A 23,524-nucleotide genomic window follows, 5' to 3' on the forward strand; every position below is an offset into this window, starting at 1 on the left:
GCGGGAGTCCGGGGAGTCTCACGCGGCGACCAGCCGGTACCCGGCACCGCGCACCGTCTGGATGGCCGCCGCGCCGAGCTTCCGGCGCAGCGCGCTGATGTAGACCTCGACGATGTTGGGGTCACCGTCGTAGGCGAAGTCCCAGACGTGCTCCAGGATCTCGGGCTTGCCGACCACCTGCCCGGCCCGCACGACGAGTTGTTCCAGCACGGCGAACTCCTTGGCGGTGAGCGTTACTTCGATGTCCTCGCGGAAGATGCGGCGGGTGGAGGTGTCGACGACCAGCGCGCCGATGCGCTGGATGGGGGAGGCGCCGGCGGCCCCGCGGCGGCGCAGGAGCGCCTTGACGCGGGCGAGCAGCACCACGTATGAGAACGGCTTCGTCAGGTAGTCGTCGGCGCCGGTGTCGAGGCCTTCGGCCTCGTCGTATTCGCCGTCCTTGGCCGTGAGCATGAGGATCGGCACGTCGTTCCCTGCGGCGCGGAGGGCGGAGCACACGCGGTAGCCGTTCATGCCGGGCAGCATGATGTCGAGCACGACGAGGTCGTACACCCCCTCGCCGGCCCGGTGCAGCCCTTCGAGCCCGTCGTGGACGACGTCCACGGCGAACCCTTCGGCCGTCAGTCCCCTCGCCAGCGAGACCGCGAGCCGCTTCTCGTCTTCCACGATGAGCACGCGCATGTGCCCAGCCTCCCAAATGGAACCTGAAGGGATCTTCAGCTCGCTTCAGCCTGCCTTCAGCCTGCGCACGCCAGATTGTCGTCACGGCACCAACGTGACACAGGCCGGGCACAGTACCGGCCGGGAAGGCAAGGTCATGAAGCGCAACATCACCATCGCCGCCGTCGCGGCGGCGATACTGGCCGCCGGCGGCTACTCGGCGTTCGCCACCAGCGGGGACGGCCGCGGCGGGGCCGACGACAGGAGCGGCACGGCGGCGTCGGCGGCGCCGAGTGCGACGGGGCGTCACACCGGCCACGACATGGGTGACGACCACGGCGGCAACCGCCGCTCACCGCAGTCCGCGACGCCGGCCGCCGGCGGCAACCGCACCAGCAGCGACGACCGACCGGGCGACGACCACGGCGGCAACCGCACCAGCAGCGACGACCGACCGGGCGACGACCACGGCGGCAACCGCACCAGCAGCGACGACTGACCGGGCGACGACCACGGCGGGCGCCGCGGTCACGGAAGCGACGACGGTGACCTGCCGGACATCCCGCCGTGGCTTGCTCAGTTGACCACATGATCGAGTAGGAGGGCCGGGCCGCCCACCCCACCAGGTGGGCGGCCCGACCCATACCGCCAGGACACCCATGGACACCGAACCCAACGCCGAACCCAACACCGAACCCGAGCTCACCAACTGCCCCGACTGCGGCGCGGCTTGGGCTCGGCGTCGGCGGCCTTGGCGGCGGCCGGCTTGGCCGCGGCGGGCTTGGCGGCGGTGCACTTGCGGGCCGGGCGCGGCTTGGGCTTGTCGGCGGCCGCGGAGTCGACCTTGGGGCGGCGGATCCGCTTGGCGGCGAGCTCGTCGGCCGGGGCCTGCGGTGCGGGCGCGGGCTCGGTCTGGTCGTCGTTGCCAACGTCGGCTGCGGCTGCGGCCTGGATGGTCGCCTCGGTGTCGGGCTCCCAGGGGCGTTGTCGGCGATTGCCTCGGCAAGTACTTCGTATTGTCTTATTGACGATAAATGGGGTGCCGTGCCAAGCTGACTCAACATCAAACTGTCGCTGAGACAGCCCTTTCGGCCTCTCGTCGCGACTGCTCCACCCAGGCTGCTTGCGCCTGGGATCGCTGCCCGCACGCCACCGCTCGGCCCGCCTGCGCGCGCCGCCGCACCTTATGGAGACTCCATGGCCCAAGCCCGTACCCCGCAGTTTGCCTTGGACGCGCGGGGCACGGACCGGGCCGCCGGCGTGCTGCTCGGCGCGGCCGTGGGCGACGCGTTGGGCGTGCCCTACGAGTTCCAGACGCGGCTGCGCGAGGACCAGCAGCCGCGGATGATCGGCGGCGGCCTGGGACCGTACGAGCCCGGCGAGTACTCCGACGACACCCAGATGCAGGTGTGCATCGCCCAGGTCGCGGCCACCGGGGCGGACCTGCGCACCCCGGAGGCCCTTGACGCGATCGCCGCCAACTTCCAGGGCTGGCTGAGCGGCGGCTCCAGTGACGTCGGCTCGCAGACCCGCACCGTCCTGGGCACCGCCGGCCGGGCCGGCGGAGTGCCGGGCGCGGCGCTGCTGGATGCCGCCCGCAGCTTCACCGCCGGCACCGATCGCGCCGCCGGGAACGGCTCGCTGATGCGCACCGGGATCGTCGCCCTGACCCACCTGAGCGACGTCGCGGCGATGGCCGAGGCCGCCATCGCCGTCAGTGCGCTCACCCACCCGGATCCGGACTGCGCCGACGCCTGCGTGCTGTGGTGCTCCGGCATCCGCACCGCGGTGCTTGAGGGCACGTTCGACGGCGTGCGCGCCGGTTTGGACCTGATACCCGCGGAGCGCCGGGCGATGTGGGCCGAGCGGCTCGATGAGGCGGAGGACAAGGCGCCGCACCACTTCGGCAACAACGGCTGGGTCGTTCACGCGCTCCAGGCCGCCTGGTCGGCGATCACCCGCACCGCCGTGCCCGAGTTGAGCCCTGCCGAGGGCAGCTTCCCCGCCCAGCATCTGCGCCTCGCCTTGGAGGCGGCGGTGCGGGCCGGGACGGATACCGACACCGTCGCGGCGATCGCGGGCGCCCTGCTCGGCGCACGGTGGGGCTGCTCCGGCATCCCGCTGGCCTGGCAGCAGGCCGTCCACGGCTGGCCCGGCCTCAGCGGGGCCGACCTGGTCCGCCTCGCGGTGCTCACCGCCCGCGGCGGGATCGATGACGCCCAGGGCTGGCCCTCGGCGCCGCGCATGGCCGTCGGCAACCACCGCAGCTTCGCCATACCCCACCCGCACGACCCCGGGGTGATTCTGGGCAACCTGGCCCTGACCCAGGCCGGAGAGCCGGTCCCCGTCGACGCCGTGGTCTCGCTGTGCCGGGTCGGTACGGACCCGATCCTGCCCGGTGCCGACGTCGAGCACGTCCGGGTCTGGCTGGTGGACAGCCAAGGAGAAAACGCCAACCTCCACTACGTACTGGACCAGGCCGCCCGCCAGGTGCAACGGCTGCGTCAGGAGGACAAGCGGGTCCTGCTCCACTGTTTTGCCGGGCAGAGCCGCACCCCGGCCGTCGCCGCGATCTACAGCCACCTGGCCACCGGCGCCGACCCCAAGACCGCACTGAAGGACCTGCGCCGGGCGCTGACCGGCGGCTGGCATCTCGAGGCGCACCCCGAGATGCACGACGCGGTGTATGAACTGGAGCAGCTGCTGGAGGAGCCGGGGCCGGGCCGTGACCCGAAGCAGGAGCAGGAGCAGGAGCAGCGTAGGGAGTTCCTGAAGGAGAAGGGGGCGGCGTCCCGGGCGCGCGGGATGCTGCTCGGCCTGGCGCTGGGCGACACGCTGGGCGCCGCCCGGGGCAAGCTGCCGGCCGACGGCCCGCTGCAGGCCCGGGTCAGCACCCAGTTGGCCTGCTTCACCGCCGAGGGAACGATCCGCGCGTTCGTGCGCGGCGACCACAAGGGCATCTGCCATCCCCCATCGGTGGTGTGGCACGCCTACTGCCGGTGGGCCGCCCTGCAGGGGATCGAGGCGCGGCGCTGGGCATGGGAAAACAACACGCCGGACGGCTGGCTCGCCCAGGTGCCCGTGCTGGCCGAACGGCGTGGTTCCGCACCGGCAACCGTGGCCGCCCTGTCCAAGATCGAGCAGGGCACCATGGACAGGCCGACGACGACCAGCCGCGGCTGCCACGCGCTCACCCGCACCCTCCCACTCGCCGTAGCCGTCGCCGGGAGAGACCCGGGGTACTGGGTCCGACAGGCCCGCGAGATCGCCGCGCTCACCCACGGCGACAGAGCCGCGCAGTCCGCAGCAGCCCACGCGACCGTGCTCCTGAGCCACTGCCTGACTGGCGAACGGGTCCAGGACACCCTGCAGGCGGGGCTGTCCGCCCTGCCCTCCCTCGACGAGGACCTCACTGACACCGAGCACAGCCAACTCACGGCAGCACTCCGTCAGGGCCAGGACCATCCCGCGGACGCCCGACGGCTCGCACGGCTCGCGCCGGACGCCACCGCGCCGTCGGCACTCCTCGGCGGCCTGTATGTCGCCGCTTCCTTCCCCGACCGCGCCGACCTCGGTGCCGCACTGCGCTTCGCCGCCGAGGCGCCCGACGGCGACTCGGTCGCCTGCGTGACCGGTGCGCTGCTCGGAGCGGTGCACGGCGCCGAGGCGCTGCCCATCGACCTGGTGAGCCGCCACGAACTGGCCTGGGTCCTCGACACCCTGGCCCGCGACCTCGTCGCCCAGCTCACCGACCGGCCGGGCGGCACCGAGTACACCAGCGGCTGGGACCGGCACTGGTGGAACCGCTACCCCGGCTGGTGACCCGCCGGCTCCTGTCTCGAGGACGTCGACCGCGTCACCGGCTCCCCGCTCGTCGATCTCGGTGACCGGCGTGGCGAAAGTGTGCGCGCCGGTGTTGTCCGCCTCCAAGGCGGTGAGGCCCGGGACGGGGTGGTCGGTGAGAAAGCGCACGTTGCGGTCGACGGCGAGTACGTCCGCGACGTTGGCTCGACTCAGCAGGAGGCGGGCCATGGTGCAGGTGCCGGCGCCGATGTCCAGGCAGTGCCAGTGCGGATGTCCATGTGTCGGCATCTCGGCAGGGGTGACAGACTCCTCCTCTCGGAAGCAAGGGGAGGGGCCATGGGGTTCGGCTTTCGCGTTGGTGTGCCGGGACTGAGCGTGCGGGTCTCGACCCGGGGGGTGCGGACTTCCGTAGGGCCCCGGGCGGCACGCATCAGCATGGGCAGCGGAGGCACCCGGATCTCGTCCGGGCTGGGCCCGTTCTACGCCTCCAGCTCGCTGAGCGGAGGGCGCCGCCGCACCAGCACGAGTCGCGCCACGCGTTCCCGGGCCGTCGCCCCCTCAGCGGCACAGCTGGACCGTGCTCGCCGGCAAGCCGAGCGGGCTCAGCAGGAGGCGGAGCGCGATGCCGCGATCGCCCAGTTGCAGGAGCTGCGACGGCAGACGACCAGCGTCCACCTGCAGTCCTTCCCTCCGTTCCAGCCACCGGTGGTTCCGGAACCGCCTCAGCTCGGCATGCCCTGGGCCCTGGCGGAAGCCCAGGCTCACCACCTCGTGGGGCTGGGTGTATTCGCCCGCGCCGACCGGTCGGCAGCGAAGAGAAGGGCGGAGGAAGACGCGCCGAACTACCTGGCCGCCGAACAGGCTCGCCTGCACGCTGTCCATGGCCAATTGACCGGTGAGGCCAATCAGTGGTGGCAGTCCCTCATCGCGAACGACGAGGAGACCGTCTGTGAGGTGGTCAACTACGCCTTCGCCGACAACCCCGCCGCGGGGTGCGCAGTAGGAGTCGACGGCTCTGTCCTGTCCGTCGTGATGCGACACCAGGACATCGACTCGCTGCCCGACCAGACGCCCGGAGTCACTTCCAGTGGTCGCCCCACCCTCAAAACGCTCAGCAAGCGGGACCGCACCCTGTGGTGGCTCACCTCCATGGGGTCGAACATCATCGCCACGCTCAAGGAAGGCTTTGCCACCGCGCCGGGGATCACCGCCATTGATCTGGCCGTGCTCACGCGACTGCCGGACACCCAACGACTCGGCTTCGTGGCCTACGGCCGCTGGACGCGCCAGGCCATCGAAGCCGGCCCGTGGCGGGAGACGGGAGACGCGCTGAGGTTCCTCGATATCGGCCAGGACGTCGCCTGCTCGGTGACCACAACGGCTTCCGGCAACCTGTCCAGCACCATCAAGCCCCTGGACACCAGCCGGCTGCCTGGACTGCAGAGTCTTCTCGACCACGCCCAGGACGACGCCGGGTCCGGCGATACGACCCTGGCCGACCTGGACGGAGACCTTCGCGCCCACGTTCCTGCCGCACACCACGCGCAGCAAGATCCCTACCGGATCCGCCCCTTCGCCGAGTGGAAGAGCCAGTCCGCTCCAGCGCAACCGCCCGCCCCCACGGCGCCGGGTCCCAGCCCTGCGACTGCGCTCGTCCCAGGACAGACCCTGACGCTGCCGGAAGAAGCCTGGCAAGGGCTGCTCATCGCCTTCACCTTCGCCGGCGCCGACGCGGATCTCACCCTCTTCCTGACCGACAGCGAGAGCCGGGTGACCGGCGACGAGGACTTCGTCTTCTACAACCAGCCCTCCGCCGCCCAGGGCGCGGCTCGCCTCCTCGGCAAGCAGGTCGAGGGCCAGCACACCGTCGAACGCGCAGCCGTCCACCTCGCAGCCCTGTCCGCTCACATCCAGCGCGTCACGATCGCGATCAACATGGATGTCGATACCGGCCTCACCTGCGGCTCTCTCACCCATGCCTCGCTCTCCTTCGACTGCGCCAGCGGTGCTGCCTGGACATTCCAGCCGCCCTCCGACCCCGACATCCGCGCCATGGTCATCGCGGAGCTGTACCGGCACACCACCAGCGGCCAGCCCACATGGAAGCTACGCGCGGTCGGCCAAGGTTGGGCCGACGGCCTCGACGGACTCGCCCGAGCCCACGGCGTGCACGTGGAATGACTACCCCCGGCCCCAAGGGGGACGGTGCTGCCGCTTCATCACCGACGGCATGAGGGGGGCACCTTTCGCCGCACGGTCCGTCGGCCCATGGGATGACGGACACTTCGCTGCGTTCAGGCCCGCCTGTGCGACGGTACTTCTTTCGTGCTCACGCCGTCCCGTATGCCGCGGGCCGGATGCCGTGCCGGCCAGGGGGGTCGTCACGGTTACCCAGGGGGTACCGCATCATGCCGGGCAGCAGAAAGCCCGCCACCGAAACGACGGAGGCAGGGCCTCGGCGTTGTCGGTCTCGCTCGGGCTGCTGCCGAGGCGTCGCTCCAGGGCTTCCAAGCCGACGTGCGCCACGACGTACGGGACTATCGCGGGCGTCTTGCCCCAGTTCCCGGTGACCTTGCCGTTCGGGCCGGGGGACGCTGCGGTGGGTTTCAGGACTCGGGGGGCTCGGACGGTACCTGGCCGCCGGGTATGAGGTTGTGGAGGGACTGCCAGCGGGGTGAGCGGACGAGGGCGGCGGCTTGAGCGGCGGAGGAACGGTTCACGATGGTCCGCCACGTCCGGCCGGCGAATGTGGCCACTGAGTCGGCGACGCGGAGTTCCTTGGCTACGACATGCATGATCCCGTTGGCGTCGATGTCGATGCCAACTTCGACCAGCGGTGTGCCCTTGGGGTGTGGTGGCAGATCGGTAAGTTGGAGGATGGCGAGGGATTTGTTCTCCGAGGCCTGTTCACGCTCGCCTTCGAGGATGTGTAGGACCACGGTCGTCTGGTTTCTCGCCCCGGTTACGAAGATCTCGCTGCGCTTCGTCGGGATGGTGGTGTTCCGCTCGATGACCTTCGTCATGACTCCGGGCAGCGCGCGGTGAGCTTCACGCCGAGGACGATGCCGTAGATCAGGTGGGCGCAGACGGGGGCTGTCGCCTTGTCCGGCCGGCCTTGATGTCGGCGGCGGACCCCCCAAGATCGCCTGCAGAGTCGCTCAGTGCCGGGTCGGCCGGCGTGGCGGAGGGGCTGATCTGCGGGATCAGTCCGTACAGGATGCTGGGGCGGATCTCCGGCGTGCCGACGTAGCCGCAGGCGTGCGGGCAGGGCACCCACTTCCAGGGCTGGGCGTGCGGGGCGCGCAGGGACTCGCGGGAGCGGGTCGGGGTCGTCGGCGGTGCAGCGGCGTTCGACGCGGCCGCGTAGTCCGCAGCCGGTGCACAGGCCGAAGGCGTCGCGGTAGGGGCCGCAGCGTTCCTCCTCCAGGGCGGCGATCTCGCGCGGGAGGACGGGGTGCGGGTAGGGGCGTCCGCTGCCGGCGGCGGGTCCGCCGGTGTCGGGGTCGAACTCGTAGGCGCGCTCGCCGGGGCGGACGGGCAGGGACCACCAGGGCTGTCCGGGGGTGGTGGTGAAGACCACGAGCCGATCAAGGAATGAGAAAGGGCCAGGTCATAGACACTGACCCGGTTTTTTCTCGTGGAGCCGCTTTCGGGATTCGAGCCCGAGGCCTACGCATTACGAGCTCGCGAGAGCGTTGCCGTGCACTTCCCTGACCGTCAGGAATTCTCTGGGGGAGCGACTGTGGCGTGAGGCTAGCCGATGGGGCTTCATGCAGCTCAGCGCCGGTTTCATTGACGCTAGCAGGCGCAACAGGTGTGGTGGTATCGCCAGTTCAGGTGAAGCCCCGGCGGCGGTCGGGCCGCCGAGGCTCCGCCCAGTCAGCCGCAGCAGGCGGTCGCTCCACCGACATCGCAGGGGCGGTGTCGGTGGCGGTTACGGGCTTCGGCGTCACCAGCCTGCTCGCACCCGGTGACACCTACGAGGCGGCGGCATGTGACCGGGTCGGCCGACCCGTCGATCCTGATCATCCCGACCGACCCGAAACCACCGAGCCCTGGAGTTGACATGGCTGACATGATCGTGCCCGACCCCGTCACGCGGAACATTCTCGCGATCTTCGAACGCGCGCGATCCCGGCTGTTCGAGCGCCTTGAGGACCTGACCGACGCCGAGTACCACTGGGAGCCGGTCAGCGACTGCATCAGCATCCGCCCCGGCGACGACGGTGTCTTCCGCGTCGCCACGCTATTTCCGGAATCGAGTCCGGAGGCGCCGGACCCCATCACGACGATCGCCTGGCGCATCTGGCACATCGGCAGCCTCTGCCTGCGCGGCTATGTGATCCACTTCTTCGAGGACGTCCCCGAGTTCGGCGACCGCCACGAGTGGCCGGGCACCGCGAAAGAGGGCGTGCAGGCGCTCGCCGAGGACTGGGAGCACTTCATCTCCCGTATCGCAGCCCTCGGCGACAAGCGCCTGTTGGCGCCGATGGGCCTGGGCCCCGGCGGTTGGGCCGATGAGACCTATCTGAAGCTCGCGCTGCACGCTCTGGTCGAGGTCGCGCATCACGGCGGCGAGATCGGCCTGCTGCGCGACCTGTACCTACGCGAAGGCGTCTGATTTCGGAGGCGGGCGACCTTGTCCGGCGGCCGTGTGCCGCCAGACAACGGCCGGGGTCAGCAGCTATCTCCTTCCTCCCGGTCAGGCCACCGTCCCGGGAACGTGGCGAAACGGTGCTCCCTCCGTCTCCGGACGAACGGAGCAGCCGTCCCGGTGAAGGTGGAAGCCGGCTTCTTCTGCCCCACATCCATCACGACAGGAGTGTCACCGCCGAGTACCGCGCGACCGACACCACTGACCCGGGCACGCGCATCCGATTGCTGCTGGACGAACTGCTGCCGCCCATCGACCTGAGCTACCCGTCCGCGGCTCCCTTCTGGTTCAGGGCCCGGGTCAGCTCGCGGTTGGCAACGCGGGCAGCCTCCAGCTCCGCGTCCCTCTCCTCCAGCCGCGCCGACAGCTCGGTGTTCGCCTGCTCCAGGCGGGAGACCCGGCGCTGAAGTTCCTCCTGGTCGGCGGGGGCACCGAGCCCCGATTCCCGCCATGCCTGCTCGCCCATGAGCTCGGAGAGCCGTCGTTCCAGGCGCCGGGCATGCTCGGCCAGCTCTACCACTGCCTTCAGCACCGCACGCTGTTCGACGAACTCACCGCATTCCCCCCGAACTCGTCGCCCGAACTTGACGCGTTGGCATCGTGAGGTGTCTGGCGCGTCCTCGGCAAGGTCCGCACGGATCCGAGGTGGGCGACCGCGCTGGTGCGGGCCCTGCTGGTGCTGACGAACCGGGAAGTCGCCCGCTGACGGATGACCTTGTCGGTGGACTACCGCCCCAGACTTGCCCGAGCCTCCCGACGCCTACGCACACCAGGCCATCTGACGTGCAGTTTTCATGATGCACAGGGCCCATTGGCTGCCTCTGGCCGCAGGACGGGGCAGTCGTCCTCATGCCCTTCCCCGACATGAGGCCGGCCGCTCCACCCAACACAGCCGACCGGAACTGACCCCGCCGTACACCGCAGTTGCCGAGGTAGAAACGGACCGGGACGCGAGCCGGTAGCTGAGGTGCGGGTGCCCGAGGAACGTCTGCCGTGACGCTGCGCCGATTGACGACGAGGGTGAACTCGGTGGCAGGAGACTTCGGTTCACCCTGAGCGATCGCCCGTTCCCGGCGGCATAGCTGCACCGCCTCCCTCACCGGGGCTGCCCGCGATACGGCTGCGGTGCGTCCGGACACGGTGCTGCTTCGAGGAGGTTGCGCGATCAGTCTTGACAACGTTGTCCGAGAGGATCAGGCTAATCGCGATCTTTGGCTGGGTGTGCCCTTCCACGAGTTCGCCATCCCTTTCATGGAGCTTCCGCATGGTTCAAGGTCTACGTACCAACTCACAGAAGTGGTCACGGCGGTTGCCGCACGCTTACGGCAACTCACCTGGCTCCGCGCCGCGCTGACTCGCCGTCGGAGCCGAACCGCTTCTTGAGTGCCGATCCAGGGTCGGCATGCGGCAAGCCCCCGAGTGCCCATGAGGCGTACGCGCGATCCATCGCGGTCGATCGACCGCGGCAACCAGATTCTCCACCCCGCCCTTCGACGCTCTCGACCCCTATCGATGAAAGGCCCCGTTGTGTCTCGGTCCCCCTTTGCTCGCCTACTGTCCCTCCGAAGATGGGTCAGCGTGGCTATAGCCCTGTCGCTGCCGGTGGGCGTGCTCGTCGTCGCACCCGCGGCGAGCGCCGCGGCGCCGCCCGGCAACTTCAGCTCCTCGTTCGAGTCGGCCGACCCGCAACCCGCGACTAGCACAGTCGAGCTCGACGCGAACGGCAAGCCGGTCCAGACGAACCTGAGCGGATCGAGCCCCTCCGGACTGCCCGGGAGCCTGCTTGACCAGGTCAGCGCGGTGACCGCGAGCGCCGAGAACCCGCCGGGCGAAGCCGCCACGAACCTCAAGGACGCCAATCCGTCCACCAAGTGGCTGGCGTTCGACAAGACCGGCTGGGTGGCCTACCGGCTGGCCAAGCCCGCGACGGTGGTGAAGTACTCGCTGACCTCTGCGAACGACGCGCCGGGCCGCGACCCAAAGGACTTCACCGTCCAGGGGTCTAACGACGGCAGCGCGTGGACCGACCTGGACACACGCACGGGGGTGAGCTTCAGCGGACGGTTCGCCACCAACACCTACAGCTTCACCAACACGACCGCCTACAGCTACTACCGGCTGAACGTCACCGCGAACTCCGGTGACTCGATCGTCCAGCTCGCCGACTGGAACATCAGCGACGGCTCGAACGTCATGCCGCCGGCCACCCCGATGGTCAGCGTCGTCGGCGCCGGTCCGGTCAGTGGCTACAACATGAAGTCAGGGGCCGGATTCACCGGAGTGGCTTCGCTGCGGTACTCGGGCGGCGCCCAAGCCGACGGTCGCTCGTACGCGACCAACAAGCTGTTCGACGTCAACATCCCGGTCGGGCCGAAGACCCGGCTGTCGTACAAGATCTTCCCCGAGTTCACGGGCAAGGACGCTCAGTACCCGTCCACCTACGCGGCTGTCGACCTGCACTTCACCGACGGCAGCTACCTGAGTGGGCTTTCGCCCGTCGACCAGCACGGCTACGCGCTGACGGCCGCCGGTCAGGGCGCGTCGAAGGTGCTCTACGCCGACCAGTGGAACGCGGTCCAGTCCGACATCGGGGCGGTCGCGAACGGCAAGACGATCGACCGCGTCCTGCTCGCCTACGACGATCCCAAGGCAACCGCCTCGACTCGTTTCCAGGGCTGGCTCGACGACATCTCTGTGGCGGGCACACCGACGCCGATCGACGGCTCCAGCCCGACCAAGTACGTCGACACGCGGCGCGGGTCCAACGCCTCGGGCTCGTTCTCGCGCGGCAACAACCTGCCGATTTCGGCGATGCCGAACGGCTTCAACTTCTTCACGCCGGTCACCAACGCCACGTCCAACTCCTGGGAGTACGACTACCAGCAGGGCAACAACGCGGCCAATCTGCCCATGCTGCAGGGACTTGCGCTCTCGCACGAGCCCAGCCCGTGGATGGGTGACCGCAACCAGATGTCGGTCATGCCGGTGTCGGTCGGCGGATCGCTCACCGGAGCGCCCAGCACACGCGCACTCGCCTTCACCCACAACGACGAGATCGCGCGGCCGGACCTCTACCAGGTCACTCTGCAGAACGGCCTGATCGCGCAGATGTCGCCCACCGACCACGGTGGGATCATGCAGTTCACCTTCCCGTCCGGAAAGGCCACCGGAAGCCTCGTCTTCTACAACGGCACGTTCTCCATCGGTACGGACGGCACCTTCAGCGGCTGGGTCGACAACGGCAGCGGTCTGTCAGCCGGTCGCAGCCGGATGTTCGTGTACGGCACCTTCGACCGCGCGCCGACGGCGTCCTCCGCCACGTCCGCCACGTTCGACACCTCCGCGAGCTCGCAAGTGACGATGCGTATCGCGACGTCGTTCATCTCGGTCGACCAGGCTCACCGGAATCTCGACCTGGAGGTCACCGGTAAGAGCTTCGACCAGATCCACGCCGCCGCCACCGTGGCGTGGAACGACCGGCTCGGCCGGATCGAGGTGAAGGGCGCGACCGAGACGCAGAAGGTCACGCTGTACTCGAACCTCTACCGACTGAACCTGTACCCGAACTCGCAGTCGGAGAACACCGGTACCGCCGCCGCGCCGCACTGGCAGTACGCGAGTCCGGTGTCGGCGCCGACCGGCACGTCGACCGCCACGCAGACCGGCGCGAAGGTCGTCGACGGGCAGATCTACGTCAACAACGGGTTCTGGGACACCTACCGCACCGTGTGGCCCGCGTACTCGCTGCTGTACCCGGACATCGCGGCCAAGATCGCCGACGGGTTCGTCCAGCAGTACCGCGACGGCGGCTGGATAGCCCGCTGGTCGTCACCTGGTTACGCCGACCTGATGACCGGCACGAGCTCGAACGTCGCGCTGGCCGAGGCCTACCTCAACGGCGTCAAGGTGCCCGACCCGCTCGCCGCGTATGACGCGGCTGTCAAGGACGCGACCGTTGCGTCCGGGCGCAGCGAGGTCGGCCGCAAGGGCATCGAGAAGTCGCTGTTCCTCGGCTACACGCCGACCTCCACCGGCGAGTCGGTGTCGTGGGCGCTGGAAGGTTTCATCAACGACTACGGCATCGGGAACATGGGCGCGGCCCTGGCCAAGGACCCGGCCACACCGAAGTCGGAGCGCAAGCGGCTTAAGGAGGAGTCGCAGTACTTCCTGGAGCGTGCCCGCAACTACGTCAACCTCTTCGACACGAACACGAAGTTCTTCGAGGGACGTGAGGCCAACGGCAAGTTCCTCGCCGGCGACCCCAGGGACTGGGGCGGCGTCTACACGGAGACCGACGGGTGGAACTTCGCGTTCACCGCGCAGCAGGACGGCCAGGGCCTGGCCAACCTGTACGGCGGGCAGAAGGCACTGGAGCAGAAGCTGGACCAGTTCTTCGCCACCCCGGAGAACGCCGACAGGCCCGGCGGGTACGGCGGCACGATCCACGAGATGCTCGAGGCGAGTGCGGTGCGCATGGGCCAGCTCGGCATGAGCAACCAGCCGTCGCACCACATACCGTACATGTACGACTACGCCGGTGCGCCGTCCAAGACGCAGGCGATCGTGCGGGAGATCCTGCAGCGCCTCTACGTCGGCGACGAGATCGGCCAGGGCTACCCGGGTGACGAGGACAACGGCGAGATGTCGTCGTGGTACATCCTCAGCTCGCTGGGTATCTACCCGCTTCAGGCGGGCTCCTCCAACTGGGCCATCGGTTCACCGCAGTTCGCCCAGATGACCGTCCACCGCGAGAGCGGCGACATCGTCGTCAACGCGCCGGGCAACAGCACGAAGAACGTCTACGTGCAGAGTGTGAAGGTCAACGGGAAGACGCAGCAGGGCGTGTCCATCGACTCGTCCGTGCTCGACCATGGCGGCACGATCGACTTCCAGATGGGCCCGAACCCGTCGTCCTGGGGCACCGGCAAGAACGACGCGCCTTCGTCGCTGACCAAGGGCAACGAGGTGCCCAAGCCGTTGCAGGACACCACGGGCCCCGGCCTCGGCACCGCGACCGCGAGCGACGGGCAGGACGCGTCGAAGCTGTTCGACGACTCGTCGACCACGCAGATGACCTTCACCGACGGCACGCCGCAGGTGAACTGGGTTTTCCGCAGCGGTAAGCAGATGCCGACGTACTACACCCTCACCTCGGGGGCGAGTGCGGGCGACCCGACGGATTGGAAGCTGCAGGGCTCCAACGACGGGATCACCTGGACCACCGTCGACTCCCGCAAGGGCGAGGTCTTCGCGTCGCGCGGCCAGACCCGGCCGTTCAAGATCGGCAATTTGGGGAAGTTCGCACGGTTCCGCCTGGTCGTGAACAAGACCCTCGGCGCCGCGCAGACGAACCTCGCCGAGGTCGAGTTGCTCGCAGGCGGCGATGTCCAACTCGGTGGCGGCGCCATCGCCGTCTCCGCGGCGAGCAGCGTGCACGCGACGTCCGGCGTCGCGGCGTCGGTGCCGCTGGCGACTGTCACCGGAGGCACTGCGAGCGGCTACCAGGCCACGATCAACTGGGGTGACGGCTCACCGGCCACGGCAGGCACCCTGGACCTGAGCTCCCGGGGCGTGTACAGCGTCAGCGGCTCGCACACCTACGACAAGCCGGGTTACTACCAGGCCAGTGTCACGGTGGGCGACGGCGCCGGCCAGGGCTCGGGAACGGTGGGCGTCGACGTCGGCTACGCGCCGAGTTCCAGCCTCACCGCGGCATTCGACACCGTGTGCATCGGAGACGAGGGCGTCCTCGCGGCGAACTGCGACAGCAAGTCGTGGGCGTACTCGCGTGCCGCTCTTGAGGCGGCGGGCGTGACCCAGGGCCAGGAGCACGAGGTACCTGGAACGGCGCTGCGCTTCACGCTGCCGACGGTTCCGGCGGGACAGCCGGACAACGCGACCGGCAACGGCAGCACGATCGCGCTCAACCTGCCGGATGACGCGAAGAGCATCTCGTTCATCGGCGCCGGAACGCAGGGCAACCAGAGCACCACCGGCACGGCGACGTTCAGTGACGGCAGCACCGCCGTCATCCCGATCCAGATGAGCGACTGGACGCTGGGCGGCAACGCCAACGGCACGCCGTCCTACGGCAACATCGTCGTCGCCAAGGCCGCGTACCGACTGCTCGGCACGAGCCGGGACGGCGCCCAGCCGTTCCTGTTCGCCACCTCGCCGTACCAGATCCCGTCGGGCAAGACGCTGGTCTCGGTGACCCTGCCGACGCAGTCCGGCGACCCGGGCTCGGCGGGCCGGATCCACGTGTTCGCCATCGCCCATGACGGCACGCCGGACGCCAAGCTGGCGACCACCGCCCCCAAGGACCAGACGGCCACCCCGGGGAAGGTCCTCTCGGCGGACCTCGGTTCGGTGACCGGTGGCGTCCCGGGCTCGACGGGCTACCAGGCCCGCGTCCAGTGGGGTGACGGCACGGTTCCGGATGACGCCACGGTCGACTCGTCCGGTGCGATAAGCGGACAACACACGTACGTGCAGGAGGGCACGTACACAGTGCACGTCACCACATGGGACACGCTCTCGAGCAGTACCGAGACGTTCACCGTGACCGTGGGCAAGGCGAGTTTGCAGCCGTCGATCTCGGCGTCGGCATCCGGCACCGTCTCTGCCGGTGACTCGATCACCATCAACGGCAGCGGGTTCGCCGCCGGCGAGCAGGTGACCGTCAAGCTCGGCACCAGCCCGGCGCGCACCTTGACGGTCGCGGCCACGGCGGCGGGAGCGGTACACGCATCGATTGCCGCGTCCGATGACGCGCAGCCAGGCCGGTACGCCATCACCGCCGCCGGTAAGTCCTCGCGGACACCGGCGACGGCAACCGTCCAGGTGACCGAGGAGCCGGCAGTGCCGGCATACCGACCGCAGGTGCTGCTGTCGAACACCTCGGGACCGCGCGGTACGGCGATCACCGTCAATGGTTCCGGGTTCGCGCCGAACGAAGCGGTCACGATCAGATTCGGTAACGGCCTCGCCTCCATCACCGTGCACGCGAACGGTGATGGCGTCATCTCTGGCGCGACCATCAGCGTTCCGGGGACAGCGAAGCCGGGTTCGACCAGCATCACGCTGGCCGGCGCTGATTCGGTGACTCATGTCCGGCTGCCCTTCACGGTCAGCCGGCACTGAGCCGAGGTAGTTCAAAACGCGCCGGTGGGCGGGGCCGTGGTCACGGCCCCGCCCACCGGCGGTTTCCCGACTGGTACGACCCGGCCGGCACATGCCCATGGAGCGCGTCATGGCGGGGGCTCACGCTCGGCGCTGGCGCCAGTGGCACCGCCCAGCAGGACGGCGGCCGCAACGCCCAGCGCGGCGGCAAGACGGGAAACCCGCATTCCGTGCTCCTTTCACGGCAGGCGCCTGATGCGCCTGCCTGGTCGGACACATCAGTGTTTACAGCCGAAATGCACTGTTGAGTGAGAATTCTCCCCAAAGACACCGCATGTGATGAAGTATGTTGGGTCGGGAACCGGCGCCCGGCGTGCCGGCGTCACGCGCGCACGCGAACCGGAGGCACGCCCACTGATCGAGCCCTTCCTCAACCACCCCGACACGGACGTGCGAGAGGAAGCCGAACGCGCGGCAGCCGAGATCACCGCATCCACCACAGAAGGCCGCAACCACAACTCTTGATGCGATGAAGGGGCGAAGTCCCCGCCCTCCGTGGGTGTCCTGGGTAGGTACGTCCGCCCCAAACCGGTCCTATGGACACGGGCCCGGATCGAGGCGTGGCGCCAGACCGGCGAGAAGCCCGGCAAGGTCATGGTGTGGACGCCGGAGCAGACGGGGGAGTTCCTGGACGCTGTCGCCGGGCACCGCCTGTACCCGATGTTCCACCTGATGGTCTTCCGGGGGCTGCGCCGCGGTGAGGCGGTCGGCCTTCCGTGGGCGGAGACCGACCTGAGGCTGGGCACCGTCCACATCAGTGAGCAGCTGGTGGCCTCTTCGTACGACGTGTGGGAGGACACCCCCAAGAGCGAAAGCGGCGCGCGGACGATCAAGTTGGACTCCGAGACCCGCAAGCTGCTGGAACTGTGGCAGGCGCGGCAGGCCAAGGAGCGTGCCGACTGGGAGGAGGCCGCCAAGGTCTGGAAGAACACGGGCCTGGTGTTCACCTGGGAGGACGGCGGCGCCTACCACCCGGAGTACCTGTCGCAGGTGTTCATGCGGCTGATGAAGAAGCTCGACCTGCCGCCGGTGCGGCTGCACGACCTGCGGCACTGCGCGGCGACGCTGTCTCTGGCCGCCGGCCTGCACATGAAGGCCATCCAGGTGCTGCTCGGGCACGCCTCCTTCTCGCTGACCGCCGACACCTACACCTCGGTGCTGCCGCAGTTCGAGGAAGCCCAGGCCGAGGCGCCGCTTGCTCTCGTTCCGCGCAAGTCGCCGGCGCATCGAGACCTCGCCCAGGAGCCGGAAGAGAAGGCCGACGTTCCCCCAGAGGATGCTGCCGACGTTCCCCAGGAGGACGCTGCATAACGGCGCGTTCCCCTTTCGTTCCCCTTGAAGCCGAACAGGCCCCCCGAAGATCACTTCGGGGGGCCTGTTCGATGCTCCGACGCAGGTCAGAGCCTGTGCCCCCGGGCAGATTCGAACTGCCGACACCCGCTTTAGGAGAGCGGTGCTCTATCCCCTGAGCTACGAAGGCGGGGCCTTGCGGAAAACGTGGAGGAATACTCTGAGTGAGCATTCGCCCGCGCTCCGGCAAGGGTCTGGACCGCCGTACAGCGCGGTCCCTGACAGGGTAGCGGATCAGCGGTGGGGGGTGGGGTGGCGAATCGTGGGAGGGGACGGCCAGGTGCCAGGGCGTGGAGACGCGCCCTGGGAGCCCTCAGGACTGCGGCGCCGTGATCTCGCGCTTCAGGATCTTGCCGCTCGGGCCCATTGGCAATGCGTCCGTCAGCCACACGCGGCGCGGGTACTTGTACGCGGCCACCCGGTCGCGGACGAACTCCTGGAGCTGGGCGGCGGTTTCCTCGGCGCCGGGGCGTAGGACGATCGCCGCCGCCACCTCCTCGCCCAGGCGCTCGTCGGGGACGCCGATGACGGCGGCCAGGGCTACCGCGGGGTGCTCGTGCAGGACCTCCTCTATTTCGCGCGGGTAGACGTTGTAGCCGCCGCGGATGATGAGGTCCTTCTTGCGGTCGACGATGTAGAGGTAGCCGTCCTCGTCCCGCCGGGCCAGGTCGCCGGTGCGCAGCCAGCCGTCGGGGACTGCGGCGGCCGTTTCCTCCGGGCGGTTCCAGTACTCCTTCATCACGTTCGGTCCGCGCACCGCCAGTTCGCCGACCTCACCGGGTGCAACGTCGCGACCGGTGTCGTCGAGCAGCCGTACCTCGACGTCGCGGATGGGCGTGCCGATGGAGCCGGGCTTGCGCGGGCGGTCGAGGTGGTTGAAGGTGACGACCGGGCTGGTCTCGGACATGCCGTAGCCCTCCAGCACGGCGCAGCCGAAGCGGCGCTCGAACCCGCGCAGCAGTTCCACCGGCAGCGACGCGCCGCCGGAGATGCACATGCGCAGGGTGGAGACGTCGGCCTCGGCCGGATGGTGGAGCAGGGCCGCGTACATCGTGGGCACGCCCTCGAACACCGTCGCCCGGTCGCGGGCGATCGCGTCGAGCACCGCCGCCGGGTCGAAACGCGGGATGAGCGTGAGCGACGCACCGCGGAGGACCGCGGTGTTCATCGTGCAGGTCTGGCCGAAGATGTGGAACAGCGGCAGACAGCCGACGATCACGTCCTCGGGCGCCAGATGCTGCACCTCGGCGACGTTGACCTCGGTGTTGTGACGCAGTCCGGCGTGGGTGAGTGCGGCGCCCTTGGGGCGGCCCGTGGTGCCGGAGGTGTAGAGGAGGACGGCGATGTCGCCGCCGGCCACGGCGGCGGTGTCGTGGAGCGGCTCCAGTTGCGCCAACTCGGCTGCGAAAGCCGTGGGTTCCACCACTATGTGCCGTACGCCCGCGGCGGCCGCGCCCTGTGCTCCCTCGCCGGGCGCCGCGTGCCACTCGAAGAGCAGCGCGGCTCCGGAGTCCCTCAGGTGGTACTCGGTCTCCCGGGACTTCAGAAGCGGGTTCAGCGGGACCACGATGCCGCCGGCGCGCAGGATGCCGTAGTAGAGAGCGACGAACTCGGGCACGTTCGGCAGCATCAGGGCGACCCGGTCGCCGGTGCGCAGGCCCTCGGTGGCCAGCAGTGTGGCGACCTGGGCGCTCAGCCGGTCCAACTCGGCGTAGGTGGTCGTCGCCCTACCCAGCCGCAGCGCCGGCCGTTCGGGTTGCCGGCGTGCCGTCTCCACCAGGAATTCCGCCAGGTTCGCCACGATGCCTCCTTGCATCCATGTGCGCGGCGTTTACGAGGTTGCGCCCTCGCCGCTGACGGCATGGTCGCCGCCGCGAGGGGAGGGGTCCATGGCCGCGCGGACAGCTCGTGCGGCCCGGGATTGTGCCTGAGGACAATCGGGTCGCCGTACGCTGCGCTTATGAGTCTCTCGGACCCCGGTACGGCCCTGCGTGCGCGGCTCGCGGAGCTGGGTGAGCACATGGCGCTGCGCATCCGCGCGGAGGTCGCGTCGTACACGGACGAGACGCTGATCCCCTTCGAGTCGCTGCGGGAGTCGTGCACGGCCAACGCCGACCTGCTGCTCGGGCACTTCGCGTTCGGTACGGATCCCGACGTGCGGCCCGCGCAGGAGACGGGCCGGCTGCGCGCCGAGCAGGGTGTGCCGCTGGCGGACACCCTGCACGCCTACCGGGTCGGGTTCGAGTACTTCTGGTCGCAGATGATCGACGAGGCCCAGCGGCATCCGGGGGTCACGGACGCGCAGCTCGTGGCGGGCTCGTCGGAGGTCTGGGCCCTGTTCGGCCGGTACGCGGAGGCCGTCGCCGCCTCCTACCGCGAGGCCAGCGCGGAACTGGCGCTCCGGCGTGAAGCGCGCCGTTCGGCCCTGGTCGAGGCGCTGTTCACGGGCGCCCTCGCGGACCGTACGACGCAGTGGGAGGCGGCCGGGCAGCTCGGCCTGCCCGAGCGGGGACCGTACGCGGTGGTGGCCGCGTCCGTACCGGACCCCGGGCAGGAGCCGCTGCCCGGGATCGAGCGGACGCTGCGGGAGGCCCATGTGCCGTCGGCCTGGCGGCTGTTGCCCGACGCGCAGATCGGGCTGGTCTCGCTCGCGCATCACGACGCGGAGACCGTGATTTTGCGCGCACTGCGCCGGCGTGGGCCGGGTGGAGCACGCGGGGCACGGGTGGGGGTCAGTCCCCGTTTCGACTCGCTGCGCGACACACCGCAGGCCCTGCGCTTCGCCCGGCTGGCGCTGGACGGGTTGCCGGGCGACGGGCCTGGGGTGGCCCGCTTCGACGACAGTCCCCTCGCCATGCTGGTCGCGGCCGCCCCGGCGGAAGCGGCACGGCTGGTGGAGGTCGTCCTGGGCCCGGTGCTGGAACTGCCCGAGGCGGAGCGCGCGCGTCTGCTGCAGACCCTCGGACACTGGTTCACCGCGGGCGGCGCCGCCGCCGAGGCCGCGGAACGGCTCTTCGTCCACCCGAACACCGTGCGCTACCGACTGCGGCGCATCGAGGAGTTGACGGGGCGGTCGCTCTCCGATCCCACCGCGCTCGCCGACCTCGGCACCGCCCTGCATGCGCTGCGGCTGCTGCCGCGGTAAGCCCCGCCCCACCCCCCTACTTCCGCGTCACCCGCACCGTGTAGTGCCCGCCCAGATCCGCCCCCGACACCTCCACGGTGATCCCGTGCTTCGGGTCCTTGAACGTCTCGCCGGGCGCGAACGGAGCGTCGGAGAGTTCCACCTGGACGTTCGGGCTGAGGGTGCAGCCGCCGCTGTGGCGGTGGGAGTCGTACACCGTGATCGGGCCGCGCCCGGTGTCGACGTTCGCGTCGACCTTGTAGACGAGGATGCCCGGATGGCACACGGTCTCGTCGTTGCCGCCCTTGGTGCGCAGCTCCAGGGCGTAGCCGGTCCGTCCGTCGATCGGGACGAAGACGAGCTTGCGGCCGCCGGGCCGGTTCAGCGGGGTCAGCTTGTACTCGGTGCTGCCGCGGGCCGCCGCGCAGCTCACCTGGGAGGTGTCCAGCCAGCCCAGCTTCCACTTGTGCCAGCCGAGCAGGTCGTTGTTGGCGCCCCAGTCCTCGCTCATGATGTCCCAGTGGCCGACCGCACCCCCGCCGTCCTGGGTGTAGAGGTCGGGCAGGCCGAAGACATGGCCGTTCTCGTGCGGCAGGACGCGGTAGCCGGTGCGGGAGTAGGAGCCCGAGCCGTCGTCCTGGCGGGAGTAGATGAAGGACGCGTTGGCGACGGGGACGCCGTCGGCGACGGGGGCGTCCGCGTTGCTGGCGAAGGTCACGGACAGGACCGTGTCCAGGGCGGAGGGGCCCGCGTTCGGGGTGATCAGGACGTTCAGGAGGTTGTACGAGCCGAAGTCCACCTCGGGATCGGCGGCGGCCACGATGTCCTGGACCAACTGGCGGTAGCCGGGGTCGAAGGGGGCGCCGCGCTCTATGCCGTACTCCTTGAACGACTTCGGCATCCGCAGCCAGTGTTTGATCGGCGCCTCGGGGCGGTAGTCGAGCCGGCCGTAGGAGGCGGCGCGGAACCAGTCCTGGGTCTTCGGGAAGAACTCGTGGTAGCGGTCGAGCGCGCTGCCCTCGCCGGGCGCGTCGGAGAAGTCGACCATCAGGGTCAGGGCGTGGACGGTGCCGGTGGAACGGGAGTAGCCGCCGGGGGTGGGGATGCCTTCGGTCATCTGGATCTCGCGACGGCCGTTGATCAGGCAGGGGCCGAGCGCGGTGGCACGGGCCAGCGCGGCGACCGGGTCGGCGCCGGTGGTGGTGGAACCCGGGGCGAAGACCCCGGTCCCGGCCGACGTGGTCAGCGCCAGGATGAGGGCGGTCACACATGCGAGGGACGCCGCGCGGCGCGCGCGTATGCGACGGTTGCTGGGCTGCGGCTGCATGCATGGACCTTTCGCTCCACGGCAGCCGCCGGCTTCCGGCTGCACCCTTGCGATCACCCTGTGTCGACAGGGCGGAGGGCGCGCGCTGGAGGAGCCGATCGTGGGTTTCGTACCCCCACAAGGGTGTGAGACAGGTCACATGGATTCTTCCTGGGGGTAGGAAATAACCGGGGATCGTTTCCCCGTTTGGACCTGTGTCCGAGCGAAACGGGGACCTTCTCCCCGGATCGCCACCGGCAGACGAAGCAAAGCCACAGCAGACGAAGCAGAGCAATCCGGCCCGACCGAGGAGGACGTCGTGACCACCGCGACCCCCGTGCAGCGCAAGACGACCCGGCCCCGCGCCGACGCCCTGCGCAACCGGGAGCGGATCGTCACCGCCGCCCGGGAGATGTTCGTCGAGTACGGCCCGGACGTGCCGCTCGACGAGATCGCCCGCCGGGCCGGCGTGGGCAACGCGACGCTGTACCGGAACTTCCCGGACCGCGACGCGCTGGTCCGCGAGGTCGTGTGCTCGGTCATCGACCGTACGGTGCGGGCGGCGAAGCAGGCCCTCGCGGACGGCGGCGACGAGTTCGAGGCGCTGGAGCGCTTCGTGCACGTCTCCGCCGACGAGCGGATCAGCGCCCTGTGTCCGATGATCTCCAGCACGTTCGACAAGTTCCACCCGGACCTGGAGGCCGCGCGCGAGCGGGTCGAGCGGCTCATCGAGGAGCTGATGGACCGCGCGAAGTCGGCCGGACTGCTGCGCACCGACATCGGCGTCGGCGACCTGATGGTCGCCGTGGCCCAGCTCAGCAGACCTCCGGCGGGCACGGGCTGCTTCAGCGCCGATCGCTTCGTCCACCGTCATCTGCAGCTGTTCCTGGACGGGCTGCGGGCCCCGGCCCGAGCCGTCCTGCCGGGCACGGCCGTGACCATGGAGGACCTGCGCCGAGCCTGAACCGACCCGACGCCCGACCCGACCCACCGGACCGACCTCGCGTGACCTGACCGATTGGTTCCGCGCCGAACTCCGGTCCTCACTACGACACCAAACTTCCGGCCGTCGACGTGGACGCGCCGCCACCTCCAGTCACCGTTCCCTATCTCTCGACGTCCTTTTCGACGCCCTTTTCGGGCACGAAGTCCCGAATTTCCGTCACGAAGTCCCGGAGTGGATACCTCCATGTCTGAAACAGCCTCGAAGGCCCGCGGCGCCCTCGACGCCAATCGCTGGAAAGCGCTTGTGTTCATCGCGCTCGCCCAGCTGATGGTCGTCCTGGACGCCACCATCGTGAACATCGCCCTGCCCTCCGCCCAGCAGGATCTGGGCATATCCGACGGCAACCGGCAGTGGGTCGTCACGGCCTACGCCCTCGCCTTCGGCGGTCTGCTCCTGTTCGGCGGCCGGATCGCGGACCTGTGGGGCCGCAAGCGCGCC

14 protein-coding genes, 1 tRNA gene and 2 pseudogenes are annotated in these 23,524 nt (G+C 69.7%); 9 read left to right on the top strand and 8 right to left on the bottom strand.

Going from position 1 to position 23,524, the window contains the following annotated elements; genetic code table 11:
* Positions 1 to 18: 18 nt before the first annotated feature.
* Positions 19 to 681 (bottom strand): response regulator transcription factor, encoded by a 663-nt coding sequence (locus ACFYXB_RS39405; RefSeq protein WP_389589813.1) that lies wholly within the window; start codon positions 679 to 681, stop codon positions 19 to 21.
* A gap of 136 nt (positions 682 to 817) precedes the next feature.
* On the opposite strand from ACFYXB_RS39405, the gene ACFYXB_RS39410 reads away from it, so the two are divergent.
* Together ACFYXB_RS39410 and ACFYXB_RS39415 are read left to right on the top strand one after the other, a co-directional pair.
* A complete protein-coding gene (locus tag ACFYXB_RS39410) occupies positions 818 to 1,159 on the top strand; it encodes a hypothetical protein (RefSeq protein WP_389589814.1) in 342 nt (113 codons plus the stop codon).
* 698 nt (positions 1,160 to 1,857) lie between these two features.
* A complete protein-coding gene (locus ACFYXB_RS39415; protein WP_389589816.1) occupies positions 1,858 to 4,482 on the top strand; it encodes an ADP-ribosylglycohydrolase family protein in 2,625 nt (874 codons plus the stop codon).
* A gap of 90 nt (positions 4,483 to 4,572) precedes the next feature.
* Here ACFYXB_RS39415 and ACFYXB_RS39420 read toward each other — a convergent pair.
* Positions 4,573 to 4,737, bottom strand: a pseudogene (locus ACFYXB_RS39420) (SAM-dependent methyltransferase); the annotation flags it as partial.
* 162 nt (positions 4,738 to 4,899) lie between these two features.
* Between ACFYXB_RS39420 and ACFYXB_RS39425 the strand changes: the two are divergent.
* On the top strand, positions 4,900 to 6,645 hold the full coding sequence (locus ACFYXB_RS39425) for a TerD family protein (RefSeq protein ID WP_389589817.1): 1,746 nt from the start codon (positions 4,900 to 4,902) through the stop codon (positions 6,643 to 6,645).
* Positions 6,646 to 7,235: 590 nt separating this feature from the next.
* Here ACFYXB_RS39425 and ACFYXB_RS39430 read toward each other — a convergent pair.
* Together ACFYXB_RS39430 and ACFYXB_RS39435 are read right to left on the bottom strand one after the other, a co-directional pair.
* Positions 7,236 to 7,493: pseudogene (locus ACFYXB_RS39430) on the bottom strand (Hsp70 family protein); the annotation flags it as partial.
* Positions 7,484 to 8,044: a hypothetical protein gene (locus ACFYXB_RS39435; protein WP_389589833.1), complete on the bottom strand. Its 561-nt coding sequence runs from the start codon at positions 8,042 to 8,044 to the stop codon at positions 7,484 to 7,486. The pseudogene ACFYXB_RS39430 and the gene ACFYXB_RS39435, both read right to left, overlap by 10 nt.
* 495 nt (positions 8,045 to 8,539) lie before the next feature.
* On the opposite strand from ACFYXB_RS39435, the gene ACFYXB_RS39440 reads away from it, so the two are divergent.
* Positions 8,540 to 9,085, top strand: a complete 546-nt coding sequence (locus ACFYXB_RS39440; protein WP_389589818.1) for a DinB family protein — start codon at positions 8,540 to 8,542, stop codon at positions 9,083 to 9,085.
* A gap of 295 nt (positions 9,086 to 9,380) precedes the next feature.
* Here ACFYXB_RS39440 and ACFYXB_RS39445 read toward each other — a convergent pair whose 3' ends face one another.
* A complete protein-coding gene (locus ACFYXB_RS39445; RefSeq protein WP_389589820.1) occupies positions 9,381 to 9,650 on the bottom strand; it encodes a hypothetical protein in 270 nt (89 codons plus the stop codon).
* Between the two features lie 1,046 nt (positions 9,651 to 10,696).
* Between ACFYXB_RS39445 and ACFYXB_RS39450 the strand changes: the two genes are divergently transcribed.
* Together ACFYXB_RS39450 and ACFYXB_RS39455 are read left to right on the top strand one after the other, a co-directional pair.
* Positions 10,697 to 16,261, top strand: a complete 5,565-nt coding sequence (locus tag ACFYXB_RS39450) for a GH92 family glycosyl hydrolase (protein WP_389589822.1) — start codon at positions 10,697 to 10,699, stop codon at positions 16,259 to 16,261.
* Positions 16,262 to 16,795: 534 nt separating this feature from the next.
* On the top strand, positions 16,796 to 17,611 hold the full coding sequence (locus ACFYXB_RS39455) for a site-specific integrase (protein WP_389589824.1): 816 nt from the start codon (positions 16,796 to 16,798) through the stop codon (positions 17,609 to 17,611).
* 96 nt (positions 17,612 to 17,707) lie between these two features.
* Here the strand turns inward: ACFYXB_RS39455 and ACFYXB_RS39460 are convergent.
* Both ACFYXB_RS39460 and ACFYXB_RS39465 read right to left on the bottom strand, forming a co-directional pair.
* Positions 17,708 to 17,780, bottom strand: a tRNA-Arg gene (locus ACFYXB_RS39460).
* 183 nt (positions 17,781 to 17,963) lie between these two features.
* Complete coding sequence (locus ACFYXB_RS39465) at positions 17,964 to 19,451, bottom strand: long-chain fatty acid--CoA ligase (protein ID WP_389589825.1); 1,488 nt, start codon at positions 19,449 to 19,451, stop codon at positions 17,964 to 17,966.
* Positions 19,452 to 19,610: 159 nt separating this feature from the next.
* Between ACFYXB_RS39465 and ACFYXB_RS39470 the strand changes: the two genes are divergently transcribed.
* Positions 19,611 to 20,795: a PucR family transcriptional regulator gene (locus tag ACFYXB_RS39470; RefSeq protein WP_389589826.1), complete on the top strand. Its 1,185-nt coding sequence runs from the start codon at positions 19,611 to 19,613 to the stop codon at positions 20,793 to 20,795.
* A 16-nt stretch (positions 20,796 to 20,811) separates the two neighbouring features.
* Here the strand turns inward: ACFYXB_RS39470 and ACFYXB_RS39475 are convergent, their stop codons facing one another.
* Positions 20,812 to 22,101 (bottom strand): M6 family metalloprotease domain-containing protein, encoded by a 1,290-nt coding sequence (locus ACFYXB_RS39475; RefSeq protein WP_389589828.1) that lies wholly within the window; start codon positions 22,099 to 22,101, stop codon positions 20,812 to 20,814.
* Between the two features lie 298 nt (positions 22,102 to 22,399).
* Here ACFYXB_RS39475 and ACFYXB_RS39480 point away from each other — a divergent pair, with 298 nt between their 5' ends.
* Together ACFYXB_RS39480 and ACFYXB_RS39485 are read left to right on the top strand one after the other, a co-directional pair.
* Positions 22,400 to 23,044, top strand: coding sequence for a TetR/AcrR family transcriptional regulator (locus ACFYXB_RS39480; protein ID WP_351344889.1), 645 nt, complete (start codon positions 22,400 to 22,402; stop codon positions 23,042 to 23,044).
* A 225-nt stretch (positions 23,045 to 23,269) separates the two neighbouring features.
* The coding region (locus tag ACFYXB_RS39485) for an MFS transporter (protein ID WP_389589830.1) at positions 23,270 to 23,524 on the top strand (255 nt) is incomplete at its 3' end.

The organism is Streptomyces sp. NPDC002619 (assembly GCF_042889305.1).
GTDB lineage: Bacteria > Actinomycetota > Actinomycetes > Streptomycetales > Streptomycetaceae > Streptomyces.